The sequence below is a fragment of the Sphingomonas faeni genome (genome assembly GCF_040407505.1).
In the GTDB taxonomy this organism is placed as follows: Bacteria; Pseudomonadota; Alphaproteobacteria; order Sphingomonadales; family Sphingomonadaceae; genus Sphingomonas; species Sphingomonas faeni_E.
In genome coordinates, this window is sequence record NZ_JAPZPQ010000007.1 from 123,330 (window position 1) to 138,910 (window position 15,581).

Genomic DNA, 15,581 nt, shown 5'->3' on the forward strand with positions numbered 1-15,581 from the left:
GGTTTCCCGAGCCCCTCCATCCCTCGCCGTGAGGCCGTAAAGGCTTAGTCGCGATCGCCGGTCAGGAACGCCGGCGCGAACTCGGGAGCCTTGTCGCCGTCGGTGCGTGCTGCACGCTCGCCGCCGCCGCCATTGCCACCGTTGCCGCCGCCGTCACGACGCGGGCCACGGCCACCGCCGTTGCCGCCTGCGTCACGGCCGCCATCGCCGTCACGACGCGGGCCGCGCGAGCCGCGGTCACCGCCGCCGCCTTCGCCGCGCGGACCACGACCACCGCCGCCGTTGCCGCCGGCATCACGGCCACCATCGCCATCACGACGCGGGCCGCGCGGACCACGGTCACCACCCTCACGGGGCTCACGTGCAGGACGCGTGTCCTCCAGCTCTTCGCCGGTCGTCTGGTCGACGACGCGCATCGACAGGCGAACCTTGCCGCGCGGATCGATCTCGAGAACCTTGACCTTGACCTCCTGGCCTTCGGTCAGGGCGTCCGAGACCTTCTCGACGCGCTCGTTCTTGATTTCGGACACGTGGACGAGACCGTCCTTGCCACCCATGAAGTTCACGAACGCCCCGAAATCGACCAGGTTGACGACCTTGCCGTCATAGACCTTGCCGACTTCGGCTTCCTCGACGAGGCCCTTGATCCACTTGATCGCGGCTTCGATCTGCGCGGGGTCGGACGACGACACCTTGATCACGCCCTCGTCGTCGATGTCGACCTTGGCGCCGGTCTGCGCGACGATCTCGCGGATCACCTTGCCGCCGGTACCGATGACTTCACGGATCTTCGACTTGTCGATCTGGAAGCTCTCGATGCGCGGTGCGTGCGCCGACAGTTCCTCACGGGTGTGGTCGAGTGCCTTGGCCATCTCGCCCAGGATGTGCGCGCGGCCTTCCTTGGCCTGCGCCAGCGCCTTGCCCATGATCTCCTCGGTGATGCCGGCGATCTTGATGTCCATCTGCATCGTGGTGATGCCCTCGGACGTGCCCGCGACCTTGAAGTCCATGTCGCCGAGGTGATCCTCGTCGCCGAGGATGTCCGACAGAACCGCGAAGTTCTTGCCCTCGAGGATCAGGCCCATCGCGATACCCGACACCGGCCGCTTCAGCGGAACGCCCGCGTCCATCATGCTCAGCGAACCGCCGCAGACCGTCGCCATCGACGACGAGCCGTTGCTCTCGGTGATGTCCGACAGGACGCGGATCGTGTACGGGAACTCTTCCTTGGTCGGCAGCACCGGATGCAGCGCGCGCCATGCGAGCTTGCCGTGACCGACTTCGCGACGACCCGGCGCACCGAAGCGACCGACTTCACCGACCGAATAGGGAGGGAAGTTGTAGTGCAGCATGAAGTTTTCGTACGACAGGCCGTTGAGGCCGTCGATCATCTGCTCTGCGTCACGCGTGCCGAGCGTGGTGGTGCAGATCGACTGAGTCTCGCCGCGCGTGAACAGCGCCGAGCCATGCGTGCGCGGGAGGAAGTGGACCATCGCCTCGATCGGACGGATCTGCGTGGTGGTACGGCCGTCAATGCGGGTGCCGTCCTTGAGGATGGCGCCGCGGACAATCTCCGCCTCCAGCTTCTTCATCAGCTTGCCGGCTGCCATCTGGTCCTGCGGCGACGCGTCCGCAAATGCGGTCTTGCCCTTCGCGCGGGCCGCATTCAGCAGGTCAGACCGCTTGGACTTGTCGGTCACCTTGTAGGCGGCCGCGATGTCCTTGCCGATCAGCTTCTTCAGCTTGTCCTTGGCGGTCGAGAGATCAGCCTGCTCGGCCATTTCCCAAGGATCTTTGGCGGCCATCTCGGCCAGATCGATGATCAGGTTCGCGGCTTCGCGGCAGGCCTTGTGGGCGAACTGCACGGCGCCGAGCATGATCTCTTCCGAAAGCTCCTTGGCTTCCGATTCGACCATCATCACGGCCTGGCCGGTGGCGGCGACGACGAGGTCGAGATCGCCAGCCTTGGCTTCTTCGAGCGTCGGGTTGAGGATGTACGCGCCATCGACGTAACCGACACGCGCTGCACCGATCGGGCCCATGAACGGCACGCCCGAGATCGTCAGGGCTGCCGATGCCGCGACCATCGCGAGGACGTCCGGCTCGTTCTCGCCGTCATACGACAGAACCTGGCAGATCACGTTGATCTCGTTGTAGAAACCCTCTGGGAAGAGGGGACGGATCGGGCGATCGATGAGACGGCTGGTCAGCGTCTCCTTTTCGGTCGCGCCGCGCTCACGCTTGAAGAAGCCGCCGGGGATGCGGCCGCTTGCGGAGAACTTCTCCTGGTAATGGACGGTGAGCGGGAAGAAATCCTGCCCTTCCTTGACGGTCCGTGCAGCCGTCACGGCGCACAGAACGACGGTCTCGCCGAGGGTGGCGAGGACTGCGCCGTTGGCCTGGCGCGCAACGCGGCCGGTCTCGAGCGTCAGCGTCTTGCCGCCCCACTGGGCACTTACGGTCTTGGTATCGAACATTCTTTTTCCTTCACTCCGGTCGCCAGATGCGAACGGGGCCTATGTGCGGGCTTAGCCGGCCCGCGGCGGTGTGGGATGAATTGGCATCCCGGAAGGGGTGGCCGAATTGCCGCCCCTCCAGTTCCTTGTTCCCCCGCGAAGGCGGGGGCCCAGTCTGGACTCCCGCCTTCGCGGGAGAACAACTCTATATACGAAAACGGCCCCCCGAGGGGAGCCGTCTAAGTTACTTGCGGAGACCGAGCTTCGCGATCAGATCCAGATAGCGCTGGCCGTCCTTGTGACGGAGATAGTCCAGCAGCGTCCGGCGCTTGTTGACCATCATGAGAAGACCACGACGCGAGTGGTTGTCCTTCTTGTGGCCCTTGAAATGCTCGGTCAGGTTCTTGATGCGCTCGGTCAGGATCGCGACCTGCACTTCCGGCGAACCGGTGTCACCCTCGGCGCGCGAATGCTCCTTGACGAGCTCGGTCTTGCGTTCAGCGGTAATCGTCATGAATTCATGTCCTCGACATCACAGATTGAAACCGCGAACGACCCGGACGTCTCCGTCCTCGACCTCGACCAGCGCGACCGGGACAGCGTCCAGTTCGGCGAAGTATTGGCCATCGTCTGCGGCGATCCCGGCCAAGATACGCCCCTGTCGGAGCGCCCCTGCCTGGTCGGGGGTGAGGGAGAGAGCCGGGATGTCGTCCAGCGCCACCCTCAAGGGCAGAAGTACATCTTCAAGCGCGGAGGCTCTAGCGAGTTCGTCCAGTTTGTCCAGCGATATCGCGGATGTGAGGTCGAACGGACCGGCCTTGGTCCGGCGCAGCATGGTGACGTGGCCGACGGTGCCGAGGGCGAGGGCGATGTCGCGCGCGAGGGAGCGGATGTAGGTGCCCTTGGACACATGCGCGGTGAGGGTGACCTCCTTCAGGGGGGAGTGGGGGAGGGGAACACACCCACCCACTCCGTCACCCCGGACCTGTTCCGGGGTCCACTGTCCCTCAAGCTCCGGAACTCGCGGTGGAGTGGACCCCGGAACAAGTCCGGGGTGACGGACGAGAGAATGAATCGTCACATCCCGGCTGGCCAGCACCACCTCATGCCCAGCCCGCGCGAGGTCATAAGCCCGCTCCCCATCCACTTTCAGCGCAGAGTACGCCGGCGGCACCTGAGAAATAGGCCCGATAAATTGCGCCAGCACCGCCTCCACCGCCGCCAAGGTTGGCCGAACATCGGACGTAGCGATGCTCACGCCTTCAGCATCCAACGTATCCGTCTGAACCCCGAACATAACCGTGAAATCATAGATCTTGTCGCTATCGAGCATCCGCCCGGCAAGCTTGGTCGCCTCTCCAACGGCGATCGGCAGAACCCCGGTGGCCAGCGGATCGAGCGTCCCCCCATGCCCCACCTTGAACTTCCCATACCCGCCTCTGCGCAAGGCACGCTTCACCGCCGACACCCCCTGCGTCGACCCAAGCCCCAGCGGCTTGTCGAGAATGATCCAGCCATGCATGCGCGTAAGTCCTAGAATTCAGTTTAGGCGGGAGCGGCCACCCATCTACTCCGTCAACCTGACGAAAGTCAGGATCCAGAGCCACAAGCGACGGTGTTTGGTACCCTGGGTCCTGACTTTCGTCAGGATGACGGGGAGGGGTGAAGCCTACCCCAAAGCCTCGCAAAAATGCCGCCGACACAGCGCGACATACCGGTCGTTCCCGCCAATCTCGGTCTGCTGCCCCTCGGCAATCGCCCGCCCGCTCCCATCGACCCGCAGGTTCATCGTAGCTTTCCGCCCACATCCGCAAACCGACTTGATCTCCACCAACGAGTCCGCCAGCGCCAGCAACCGCGCCGACCCCGGAAACAGCGCCCCCTGGAAGTCAGTCCGCAACCCGTACGCCAGCACCGGAATCCCGACCACATCACAGATATGCGCAAGCTGATCGACCTGCGCAGACGTCAGGAACTGCGCCTCATCCACCAGCACGCAGGAAATCGCATCCTCGCCGTGCTGCCGAACTACACAAGCCCCGATATCCGTTCCCGCATCGAACGCGATCGCCGGCGCTTCCAGCCCGATCCGCGACGTAATCGTCCCCGCCGCGAACCGATCGTCGATGGCCGCCGTGAACAGCATCGTCCGCATCCCCCGCTCGCGGTAGTTGAAGTCCGCCTGCAAGAGGTTCGTCGACTTCCCCGCGTTCATGGAGGCGTAGTAGAAATACAGCTTGGCCATGCTAGTCTGGAAGCCGGAAGGAACGACTATGTCCAGCAAAATCCCAAATGCCTTGTATCCCGTTGTCGTCGTTCAGGATCGATACCAAGGCGTTTACTGCGGTGGGCAATGGCTTGCGATCGCAGCCGCGGACACTCCGGAGTGCGGCATGCCGCGCGCATCTTGGGCACTGGAGTTCGGGTCAAGCGCCGGCGATGTTGAGGCGGCCATATTTTGGGTCAGCGCGCCCGACTGGATAGCGCCGGGAAGGACCCCTGACTCCGCGATTGAGTCACTTATCGCGAAAAGCATCGTTCCGGTAGGCAATCCACTTACGTAGCATCGAGCGTGCTTTCCGAACGACCCCTCGAAGCGGTTTTGCGTCTTGAAAAGGGTGCCCGCCCGGCCGCGCCGTAGGCTGGTCGCCGAACACGAGATTTACGAAGCCTTTGGTCGACAATGTGCCGAGGTCGGGGGCGGCATAGCCAGCCGAAAAACTCTGCTGATCGACGTCGTCTATGAATACGGCAATGCGCGATCCGCCTGAGCCCCAAACAGTTAGGACATCATCGACGACTTCGATCAGGGGCCAAGGATCGATGGTGCTTTCGTAGGCCGTACAGGCCAGCGTCAAAATGGCGCGCGATGGTAGTTGGAACTCTAGTGCCCAGGGTTCGAGCCAGACCAATAGTGGCGCGACGTGGGCGTTGCAGAGATAGACCTTCTGTCTGTTATCCCCACCGCTGAGCATTACTCTTCGGTCAGATCCCGCGCGATGTGCGGGTCACGCAGCAGCGTGTCGATGTGCGTGCCTTCGTCGAAGCTTTCGTCCGCGAGAAACTTCAGTTTCGCGGCATACCGCATCTGCACCCGGTTCGCGACTTCGCGCTGGAGGTAGGCGGTGTTGGTACGGAGGGCTTTGAGCACCTTTTCTTCGTCCTTGCCGAGCAACGGCTTCACGAAGACGGTGGCGTGGCGGAGGTCGGGGGACATGCGGACTTCGGTGATCGTCACCAGGTGCTTTTCGAGCACCGGATCGTGGACATCGCCGCGCGCGAGGATGTCGGACAGCGCATGACGCGCTTGCTCGCCGACTCGCAACGAGCGGACGGCTTTTGCTTCTGGGGTATCGGTCTTCATTCTTCTAACTCCCTCGCCCCTCCGGGGAGAGGGTGGGGGTGAGGGGCTGCCACGAACGCTGTCGCGCGGTACTGCCCCTCACCCAACCCTCTCCCCGCAGGGGAGAGGGCTCTAGGCCTCAAAGCGTACGTTCGCGCATCTCGACTTCGAACGTCTCGAGGACGTCGCCGGCCTTGATGTCGACGAAGTTCGACGTGAACGTCACGCCGCACTCGAGACCCGCACGGACCTCGGCGACATCATCCTTGAAGCGACGCAAAGATGCGATTTCGCCCTGGTAGATGATGACGTCGTTGCGCGTGATGCGTGCCTTGAGCGCCTTGCGGATGTTGCCCTCGGTGACGAGCAGACCTGCTGCCTTGCCGTGCTTGCCCGCCGAGAAGACCTCGCGGATATCGGCACGACCTACGACCGTCTCGAACGCTTCCGGCCCAAGCTCGCCAGCCATTCCCGCCCGGATCTCGTCGATCAGGTCGTAGATCACGTCGTAATATTTGAACGCGACCTTCTGGCGCTCGGCGATCTCACGCGCCTTGGCGTTCGGGCGGACGTTGAAGCCGATGATCGGAGCACCCGATGCGGCCGCCAACGTGACGTCCGACTCGGTGATGCCACCGACGCCCGAGCTCAGCACGCGCGCCTTGATCAGGTCGGTGGAGATCTTGTTGATCGCCCCGACGATCGCCTCGACCGTGCCCTGCGTATCCGCCTTCACGACCAGCGGATATTCGATCGCCTGCTTTTCCTTCAGCGCCGAGAACATGCTCTCGAGGCTGGCAGGAACCGACGCAGTCCGCTTGTCGGTCTTCACGCTGCGACGGTATTCCGCGACTTCGCGGGCGCGTGCCTCGTTCTCGACGACCTGGAACGGATCGCCCGCCTGCGGAACACCCGACAGACCGAGGACCTCGACCGGCATCGCCGGACCCGCTTCCTTGATCTGCTTGCCCTTGTCGTCGACCAGCGCACGGACCTTGCCGCTCTCGCCACCGACCACGAAGATGTCACCGACCCGCAACGTACCGCGGTTGACGAGGATCGTCGCGACCGGACCACGGCCCTTGTCGAGCTTGGCCTCGATCACCGTACCCTCGGCGGCGCGATCCGGATTGGCGCGCAGTTCGAGCAGTTCGGCCTGGAGCTGGATCTTCTCGATCAACGCATCGAGACCGATCTTCTTGGTCGCGGAGACTTCGACGTCCTGAACGTCGCCGCCCATGTCCTCGACCACGATCTCCTCGCTCAGCAGGCGCTCGCGCACCTTCTGGGCATTGGCGCCTTCCTTGTCGATCTTGTTGATCGCGACGATCATCGGCACGCCCGCCGCCTTGGTGTGGGCGATCGCCTCCACCGTCTGCGGCATCAGGCCGTCGTCCGCCGCCACCACCAGGATGACGATGTCGGTGACGTCCGCGCCACGCGCACGCATCTGCGTGAACGCCTCATGGCCCGGGGTGTCGAGGAAGGTGATCTTCGACTTGTCCTTCAGCGTGACCTGGTACGCGCCGATATGCTGGGTGATGCCACCCGCCTCGCCGCGCACCACGTCGGTGCCGCGCAGGGCATCGAGCAGCGACGTCTTGCCGTGATCGACGTGACCCATGATCGTGACGACCGGCGCGCGTGGCTTCAGCGTCTCCTCGGCATCGTCGATCGTGTCGTTGGCCAGATCCTGGTCGACATCGCTGACGCGCGTCAGGTTGTGGCCGAACTCGGTGACGAGCAACTCGGCGGTATCCTGGTCGATCGTCTGCGTCATCGTGACGGGCATGCCCATCTTGAACAGCGCCTTGACGAGGTCGGCACCCTTCTCGGCCATGCGGTTCGCGAGTTCCTGCACCGTGATCGCCTCTGGGACGACGACGTCGCGGATCTGCTTGGCCTGCGCCTCGCGCGGACCACCGGTGCCACGACGCTCCTTCTCGCGCGCACGCTTGAGCGCGGCGAGCGAACGGGCGCGTGCACCATCGCCATCGCCGAGCGCGCGGTTGACGGTGAGCTTGCCCGAGGTGCGACGATCGTCACCCTTGCGGTCACGCTGCTGCGGACGCGCTGGCACGGCGTCGCGACGGACGCCACCGGCCGGAGCATTGACTCCGGTCGCGCCGGGGCGAGCCGCGGTCGTGCCGGCATTCGCAGCCGTGGTCGGCGCTGCGGCAGCGGGGGCTGCGACAGGCTTTGGCGGCGGCGGAGGACGTTCGGGACGCGCCACCGGCGAGAACCGGCGCGGTGCCGGGAACGCCGGATCGCGGGTCAGTTCGATAATGGGCGGCGGTGCCGGCGGAGCAACGGGGGCCGGCGCAGGCTTGGGAGCCGGCGCCGGAGCAGCCACTACCGGAGCGGGCTTCGGTGCAGGTGCAGGCGCCGCAGCAACCGGTGCCGAAGCAGGAGTCGCAGCAACGGGCGCTTCGACCGGAGCCGGCGCAGGCGCTGGCGTCGGTGCTGCGACCGGAGCGGGAGCCGCTTCGACAACAGGGGCCGGTGCGGGCGCAGGCGCCTCGACCGGCTTCGGCGCCTTGGCTTCAGCCTCGGCACGTGCACGATCGGCGACGCGATTACGCTCGTCCTCGATCGCCTTGGCCCGCTCGGCCTCCTGGCGACGACGCCCTTCTTCCAGCGTGTTCATGCGCTGCTCTTCAGCCTCGCGGAGCAGCTTGGCCTGGCGCTCCTGCGGCGACAGATTGCTCTGCTGCTGACGCACAGGGGCGGGCGCAGGCTGCGGTGCGCGCGCCTGCGGTGCCGGGGCTGCGGGCGCCGCAGCCGGGGCGGGCGCGGCAACCGGTGCGGCATCCGCGACCTGCACGTCGGGCTCGCCCGGACGGCGCAGGACGCGCGCGCGCTTGGTTTCCACGATCACCGTATTCGATCGGCCGTGGCTGAAGCTCTGCTTCACCTGGCCGGTCTCGACCGTGCGCTTCACACCCAAAGGTGCGCGCATGCCAAGTTTCGGCTTCTCGTTGTCCGTGTCGCTCACTCAAATTCCTCAGTCATGTCCACGGCCGGGCGTGTTCCGGTCGATCCGGACGCCTGTTGTATCGGTGGCGCCCCATTTTGTGGTGACGCCGATGCGCCCTGCGAGGCCGTTTCGCAAGACACGGAAGAAGGTTCGGGGCCGATAAAATGCAGCCAACGGTCGAGCGCTTCGCTCACCCGCTTTGCTGCAGCGCGGTCGGTCAGGCCAATGTGTACCACATTTTCCCGCCCCAGCGCCAACGCCAATATGGTGCGCGATACCGGGAGTGCCAACCCCCGCAAACCCGAGCCCTCGACATCGTTGCCGATGCGCCACGCCTGATCGAGCTTGCGGTTGCCGTCCTCGGCAGCGTCGGACGCGTGATACAGCGCCTTCAGCTTGCCCTGCCGCGCGTTCTGCTCGATCCGGTCGGAGCCGATCAGCACCGTCCCGGAGCGCGATTCGAGCCCGAGCCGGTCGAGCGCGTTACGCTCCAGCGCGGATTCGATCTTGGCCGGAAGCTCGGGATCGATGGTGAACTCGCCGGTCTTGAACGCGCGGGAAAGAGCGCCCTTGAGCTTGCCCTTCTTGATCGCGGCTTCGAGCTCGACTCGCGTGACACCGATCCACGCGCCACGGCCGGGAGCCTTGGCGCGCACGTCGGGAAGGATTTGCCCATCGGGCGACAAGGCGAGTCGCACAAGGTGCGGCCTGACGTCGCGCTCACCCGAGAGAATGCACTTGCGGACGGGCAAGTCGTCATCCCCCTCCCGCAAGCGGGAGGGGCCAGGGGCGGGCTCGCGCTCACCCCCATTGCCGCCCTTGGCCTTAGCCTTGGACCCGTGAGACTTTGCCGAAGCGTCGCCCTTGGCCGAAGCCGGGCGCCCACCCCTCGGTCCCCTCCCGCTTGCGGGAGGGGAGGAAGGCAGGGTGTCGGTAGCGCCTAGCGCCTCATCGGGAGGGTTCCGCATGTGCGTCCTCCTGCGCTGGAGTCGTCTTCGGAGCGTCGCGGTCGACCAGCAACTGGCCGCCCGCGCCGTAATTCTCGGTCGAAACCTCTTCTATCACGATCTGCACCGCAGCCGGGTTCTTTCCCAGCCGCTGCACGAGCGACTGGGTGACGTCGGCGACGATGCCGGACTTCTGGTCCTTGGTGGCGGACCCCGAGATGCGGATGCTGACGAAGGGCATCAGGCCTTGTCGCCCTCGCTCTTCGTGTCGGTCTTGTCCGCAGCGTCTTCGACCGAAGCGTCGTCCGCCGAAGCGTCCTCAGCCACGGCTTCGTCGGCCGTCGTCTCTTCAGTCGCAGCGTCCTCGACCACGGCGTCATCGGCCGAAGCCTCTTCCACCGGAGTCTCGTCCGCCTCGACGTCGTCAGCCGAAGCCTCGGGAGCCTCGTCCTCGAACCAATGCGCGCGCGCCGCCATGATGATCTCGTTGCCCTGCTCGTCGCTGAGACCATATTCCGCGAGAATCCCGCCCTTGGGCTCGGGCCGCTTCGGAGCATCCTCGTTGCGACGACGTGGCTCGACGCGCTTCTTCTCGACCAGCTCGTCGGTCGCGAGATCGGCGAGGTCGTCGAGCGTCTTGATGCCCGCCTTGCCGAGCGTGACCAGCATCGCCTCGTTCAGATACGGCATGCCGGCGAGCGCATCCTCGACGCCGAGCGCGGTACGCTCTTCGCGGCTCGCTGCGTCGCGACGCTCCAGAGCCTCGGTCGCACGGTTCTGCAACTCGCCCGCCAAGTCTTCGTCGAAGCCCTCGATGCCGGCGATCTCCTCGACCTCGACATAGGCGACCTCTTCGAGGTTCGTGAACCCTTCGGCGACCAGCAGCTGTGCCAGCGTCTCGTCGACGTCCAGTTCCTTCTCGAACATCGCCGAACGCTCGACGAAGTCCTTCTGGCGCTTCTCGGACGCGTCGGCCTCGGTGAGGATGTCGATCGCCTTGCCGGTCAGCTGCGACGCGAGCCGCACGTTCTGGCCACGACGACCGATCGCCAGCGAAAGCTGATCGTCGGGAACGACCACCTCGATGCGCTCTTCTTCCTCGTCGATCACGACGCGCGACACCGACGCCGGCTGCAACGCGTTGACGACGAAGGTCGCGATGTCGGGCGACCAGGGGATGATGTCGATCTTCTCGCCCTGCATTTCCTGGACGACGGCCTGGACTCGCGAGCCCTTCATGCCGACGCACGCGCCGACCGGATCGATGCTCGAATCATGCGAGATGACGCCGATCTTCGCGCGCGAACCGGGATCGCGGGCCGCGGCCTTGATCTCGATGATGCCGTCGTAGATCTCGGGCACTTCCTGCGCGAACAGCTTCTTCATGAAGTCTGGATGCGCGCGGCTGAGGAAGATCTGCGGTCCACGGTTCTCGCGGCGGACGTTGAGGATCAGCGAGCGGATACGGTCGTTGACGCGCACCACTTCGCGCGGGATCTGCGCATCGCGGCGGATCACGCCCTCGGCGCGACCCAGGTCGACGACGACATGGCCGAACTCGACGCGCTTGACGACGCCGGTGATGATCTCGCCGGCGCGGTCCTTATACTCTTCGAACTGGCGCTCGCGCTCGGCGTCGCGGACCTTCTGGAAGATGACCTGCTTGGCGGCCTGTGCGGCGATGCGGCCGAACTCGATCGGCGGCAAAGGATCGACGATGAAGTCGCCGAGAGCGGCGTCCTTCTGCAGCTTCTGCGCGCCCTTGACGTCGACCTGCTTGAAATAATCGTCGACCGCCTCGACCACTTCGACGACGCGCCACAAGCGCAGATCGCCGGTGTTCGGATCGAGCTTCGCGCGGATGTCGTTCTCGGCGCCGTAACGCGAGCGGGCGGCGCGCTGGATCGCGTCCTCCATCGCCTCGATCACGATCGCCTTGTCGATCATCTTCTCCGACGCGACCGAATTCGCGATCGCGATCAGTTCCGCGCGGTTTGCGGTGACTGCCGTGGCCATCAATGCTGTCCTTCTTCGGTGTCGGCCTCGTGAGCATCGGGCTCATCGGTGGGCGTATCTTGATAGAAAACCTCGTCCGCGCCTTCGATCGAAAGCGGCGCGGTCGCGGCGATGAGTCGGTCGGTCATGACGAGCTTGGCGTCGGCGACCTGCGAAAAGTCGATCGTCATGAGCTTGTGCTTGTTGACGTCGACGGTGATCTTCGTCCCCTCGACGCCCATCAAATTGCCCGAGATTTGCTTGCGATCCTCGAACGGCTCGACGAGGCGAATACGCGCCTCCTGGCCTTCCCAGTCTGCGAAATCCTGCAATCGCGTCAGCGGACGATCGATGCCGGGGCTCGACACTTCCAGACGATACGCGTCCTCGCCGACCGGGTCCTTGCCCTCGGCTTCGAGCGCGTCGAACTTGTCGGAGATGCGGCGCGACAGCTCGGCGCAATCCTCGATCACCAGCTGGCGGGTGTCGGGGCGCTCGGCCATCACCTGCAACGTCGGATCGGACTTGCCGCCCTGCATGCGCACGCGCACGAGGCTGAGGCCGAGCGCGGTCGCCTCGGGTTCGATCAGGTCGGTCAGCAGGGCGATATTCGCCATCGAAATTCCAAACAGGGCCAAAGCACAGGTGATTGCCGCCGCGGAGCAAGCCCCGCAGCCTCTTCATCTGGCGATGTAGAGAAGTGGTGCCTCTATACGCGGGGTGGCGCCCGTCCGCAAGCGGGAGCAACCTTCGTTTAGTACGCTGCGTTAGCGCAGGGATTTCCGGGAGAAGATCATGATTCGCAAAACGCTGTTCGCTACTGGTCTGCTGACAACCACGCTGCTCGCCTCGACCGCCTGTTCCGCGCAACCGGCCGCGGCGGGCAAGCCCTTCAGGGAAACGGTGGTCGCCGACTTCGATTCGCCCTGGGCAATGACGGTCCTGCCCGACAAGCGCATGCTCGTCACCGAAAAGAAGGGCCAGATGCTGCTCGTCTCCGCCGACGGCAAGTCGCGCCAGACGGTCGCGACGCTCACCGTCGATTCGGCCGGGCAGGGCGGGCTGATGGACGTGGTCCTCGCGCCAGACTTCGCGACCAGCCAGCGCGTCTATTTCAGCTATTCGACCGCAGGCGAGGGCGGCAAGGGCGTCGTCCTCGCACGCGGACGCCTGCGTCCGAACGGCGGTGGCGGCGAGCGTCTCGGCGAGATCGAAGCGCTGTTCAGCGCGCGGCCGTTCGTCGAGGGCAACGGCCACTACTCCGGCCGCATCGCGTTCTCGCCCGACGGCAAATACCTGTTCTTCACCAACGGCGAGCGCCAGAAATTCACCCCCGCCCAGGACCCGAAGATGACGCTCGGCAAGGTCCTGCGCCTCACAGTCGACGGCAAGCCCGCCCCCGGCAACCCGCTCGCGTCCAAGGGTTTCGCGCCCGAGATCTGGAGCTACGGCCACCGCAACCTGCTCGGCATCGCGTTCGACGCGCAGGGCAATCTCTGGGAGCAGGAGATGGGCCCCAAGGGTGGCGACGAGGTCAATCTGATCAAGCCCGGCCTCAACTATGGCTGGCCCAACGCGTCGAACGGCAGCAACTATGACGGCACCGACATCCCCGATCACAAGCCCGGTGACGGTTACGAGCCGCCCAAGGTGTCGTGGAACCCGGTCATCTCCCCCGGCGGCCTGATGATCTATTCGGGCAGCATGTTCCCGCAGTGGAAGGGCGACGCGTTCATCGGTGGGCTGTCCTCGAAGTCCCTCGTCCGCGTCCACCTCACCGGTACCAACGCGGCAAAAGGCGACCAATGGGACATGGGCGCAAGGATCCGCGAAGTAGAACAAGGCCCCGACGGCGCGATCTGGCTGCTGGAAGACGGCGGCGACTCACAAGGCCGCCTGATCAAACTGACCGCGAATTAAGCGAAATTCCCCTCCCGCTTGCGGGAGGGGTCAGGGGAGGGCACGACGTACGTACTGGCGTCCGGTCTGTGAGGCACACCCCTCCCCCGACCCCTCCCGCTAAGCGGAAGGGGAGTAGAAATGCGCTAATCCCGCACAATCAGGTAGTTCATCCGGGCAGCCGCAATCGGCTTGTCCCGCTCGTCCTGCCACGCGGTAGCCTCGACATTCGCCACCCGGTTCCCCAACCGGGTCACCACGCCCGCCGCCCGCGTCGGCTTGTCCCGACCACCCCGCATGAAATCGACCGTAACATTCACCGGCTTGATCCGCCCGCCACCCTCAGCCTCCAACGCATGCTGCAAAGCCGCGATCGCCGCCATTTCCAGCAACCCCGAGATCGCACCCCCATGCAGAAACCCCGGCCGCCCGAGCACGTCATCCGCGAACGGCATCAGCAGTACCGGTGGCGCGCCGTCCTCCGCTTCGACCGACACGCGGAGAATCTCCGCATAGGGTGGCAAGCCGATCGTCACGCCTCGATCCTTCTGTTGAGACCCATGCCGGCGACATCGCCCACCACCATGAACGTCCCCGCGACATGCGCGAGCGGATCGCCGGGGTCGCCGTCATGCGCCTGCCCCCGCACGAACGCGATCGACCGCTTGATCCGGTAGCATTCCCCGCGCCCGATCACCGTCTTCCCCGGCGTCGCCGGGCGCAGATAATCCACCCGCAGGTCGAGCGTCGCATGCGGCACGAACGCATTGCGCTTGATCCAGATCGCCAGGCTCGTCGCCATGTCCATCATCGTGATGATCGGCCCCGACGCGATCACGCCGCTCGCCGGATCGCCGATGAGGCGCTCGTCATAGGGCAGCGCAAGCTCCGCCCAGTCGTCGCCATGCGCATGATAACGCATCCCCAGCGCGGCGCCGTGCCCGCCAAACCCGCGCGTCGCAAACCATTGTGGATCAAAACCAGCCATGCGCGAGCCTCTACACGCCGTGTGAGCGCGCGCAACATTGCGGGCGCCGTTGCAGGTGGGGGCAGGGCCGGTTAGCGTTCGGGCAAAGATCGAGAGGATCGCCAGTATGAACGACCGGGTCACTATCACCGTCACGGACGGCATCGCCGACGTCCGCCTTGCGCGCGCCGACAAGATGAACGCGATCGACCCGGCGATGTTCGAGGGCATCGCCGCCGCGATCGACCAACTAAAGGGCAGGACCGACGTCCGCTGCGTTGTTCTATCCGGCGACGGCAAGGCGTTCTGCGCCGGCCTCGACATGGCCTCGATGGCGAACGGCGGCTCCGGGCTGGCGCTAGGCGACCGGACCGACGAGGGTGCCAACCTCGTCCAGCAGGTCGCGTGGGGGTGGCGCACCTTGCCGATGCCGGTGATCGCCGCCGTCCACGGCGTCGCGTTCGGCGGCGGCTTCCAGATCATGTCGGGCGCCGACATCCGCATCGCGCACCCGAGCGCTCGCTTCGCGATCCGCGAGACGTATTGGGGCCTAGTCCCCGACATGGCCGGCATCGCCCTCTGGCGCACGCTCGCCCGCGACGACGTGCTGCGCGAACTCACCTACACCGCCCGCGAGTTCGACGGCGCTGAGGCACTACGGCACGGCTTCGTCACGCGGCTGTCGGAAGACCCGCTCGGCGAGGCGATGATGCTCGCCCGCGAGATTGCCGCGAGGAACCCCCACGCGATTCAGGGCTCGAAGCACCTCTATAACCTCGCGGCGGATGCGGACGCGGCGGCAGTGCTTCATGCAGAAACCGAAGAGCAGCTCAAGGTCATCCGCACGCCGAACCAGGTCGAACAGGTGCGGGCCAACATGGAAAAGCGGGCGGCGGTGTTCGAGGACTGAGGGCGTCTGCAAGGGTGGATAGAGTTCTGACTTTACCACCGCCACCTACCACTACCCCGGCGAAGGCCGGGGCCCAGTTGGAAAGGT

At 65.3% G+C, this 15,581-nt stretch carries 15 protein-coding genes; 2 read left to right on the plus strand and 13 right to left on the minus strand.

Annotated features, from left to right (window positions below):
* Positions 1-44 precede the first annotated feature (44 nt).
* The 11 genes from pnp to rimP form a co-directional block, all read right to left on the minus strand.
* Positions 45-2,477, minus strand: a complete 2,433-nt coding sequence (gene pnp, locus O6X71_RS17995; RefSeq protein ID WP_353467101.1) for a polyribonucleotide nucleotidyltransferase — start codon at positions 2,475-2,477, stop codon at positions 45-47.
* Positions 2,478-2,700: 223 nt separating this feature from the next.
* Positions 2,701-2,970: a 30S ribosomal protein S15 gene (rpsO, locus tag O6X71_RS18000; RefSeq protein WP_055881152.1), complete on the minus strand. Its 270-nt coding sequence runs from the start codon at positions 2,968-2,970 to the stop codon at positions 2,701-2,703.
* A gap of 18 nt (positions 2,971-2,988) precedes the next feature.
* Entirely contained in the window at positions 2,989-3,978 is a 990-nt protein-coding gene (truB, locus tag O6X71_RS18005; RefSeq protein WP_353467102.1) for a tRNA pseudouridine(55) synthase TruB, read from the minus strand.
* A 147-nt stretch (positions 3,979-4,125) separates the two neighbouring features.
* Entirely contained in the window at positions 4,126-4,701 is a 576-nt protein-coding gene (locus O6X71_RS18010) for a thymidine kinase (protein ID WP_056051578.1), read from the minus strand.
* Between the two features lie 271 nt (positions 4,702-4,972).
* On the minus strand, positions 4,973-5,431 hold the full coding sequence (locus O6X71_RS18015; protein ID WP_353467103.1) for a hypothetical protein: 459 nt from the start codon (positions 5,429-5,431) through the stop codon (positions 4,973-4,975).
* Entirely contained in the window at positions 5,431-5,820 is a 390-nt protein-coding gene (gene rbfA, locus O6X71_RS18020; protein WP_353467104.1) for a 30S ribosome-binding factor RbfA, read from the minus strand. Before rbfA ends, O6X71_RS18015 begins: the two co-directional genes overlap by 1 nt.
* 118 nt (positions 5,821-5,938) lie before the next feature.
* Complete coding sequence (gene infB / locus O6X71_RS18025; protein WP_353467105.1) at positions 5,939-8,794, minus strand: translation initiation factor IF-2; 2,856 nt, start codon at positions 8,792-8,794, stop codon at positions 5,939-5,941.
* A complete protein-coding gene (locus O6X71_RS18030; protein WP_107954755.1) occupies positions 8,791-9,528 on the minus strand; it encodes a DUF448 domain-containing protein in 738 nt (245 codons plus the stop codon). The genes infB and O6X71_RS18030 overlap by 4 nt, the downstream gene beginning before the upstream one ends.
* A 196-nt stretch (positions 9,529-9,724) precedes the next feature.
* Positions 9,725-9,964, minus strand: coding sequence for a tautomerase family protein (locus O6X71_RS18035; RefSeq protein ID WP_055881134.1), 240 nt, complete (start codon positions 9,962-9,964; stop codon positions 9,725-9,727).
* Complete coding sequence (nusA, locus tag O6X71_RS18040) at positions 9,964-11,739, minus strand: transcription termination factor NusA (protein WP_353467106.1); 1,776 nt, start codon at positions 11,737-11,739, stop codon at positions 9,964-9,966. The genes O6X71_RS18035 and nusA overlap by 1 nt, the downstream gene beginning before the upstream one ends.
* Complete coding sequence (gene rimP / locus O6X71_RS18045; protein WP_056051561.1) at positions 11,739-12,335, minus strand: ribosome maturation protein RimP; 597 nt, start codon at positions 12,333-12,335, stop codon at positions 11,739-11,741. Before rimP ends, nusA begins: the two co-directional genes overlap by 1 nt.
* 178 nt (positions 12,336-12,513) lie before the next feature.
* Between rimP and O6X71_RS18050 the strand changes: the two genes are divergently transcribed.
* Positions 12,514-13,638 carry a PQQ-dependent sugar dehydrogenase gene (locus tag O6X71_RS18050; RefSeq protein WP_353467107.1) on the plus strand — a complete coding sequence of 375 codons (1,125 nt, stop codon included), beginning with the start codon at positions 12,514-12,516 and terminating at the stop codon, positions 13,636-13,638.
* A gap of 125 nt (positions 13,639-13,763) precedes the next feature.
* On the opposite strand, the gene O6X71_RS18055 is transcribed toward O6X71_RS18050, so the two are convergent.
* Complete coding sequence (locus O6X71_RS18055; protein WP_192976893.1) at positions 13,764-14,147, minus strand: hotdog fold thioesterase; 384 nt, start codon at positions 14,145-14,147, stop codon at positions 13,764-13,766.
* A 2-nt stretch (positions 14,148-14,149) separates the two neighbouring features.
* Entirely contained in the window at positions 14,150-14,605 is a 456-nt protein-coding gene (locus tag O6X71_RS18060) for a PaaI family thioesterase (protein ID WP_353467108.1), read from the minus strand.
* A gap of 106 nt (positions 14,606-14,711) precedes the next feature.
* Between O6X71_RS18060 and O6X71_RS18065 the strand changes: the two genes are divergently transcribed.
* The gene (locus O6X71_RS18065) at positions 14,712-15,494 is read left to right on the plus strand and encodes a crotonase/enoyl-CoA hydratase family protein (protein WP_353467109.1); all 783 of its coding nucleotides are present in this window, start codon (positions 14,712-14,714) and stop codon (positions 15,492-15,494) included.
* The last annotated feature ends 87 nt before the right edge of the window (positions 15,495-15,581 follow it).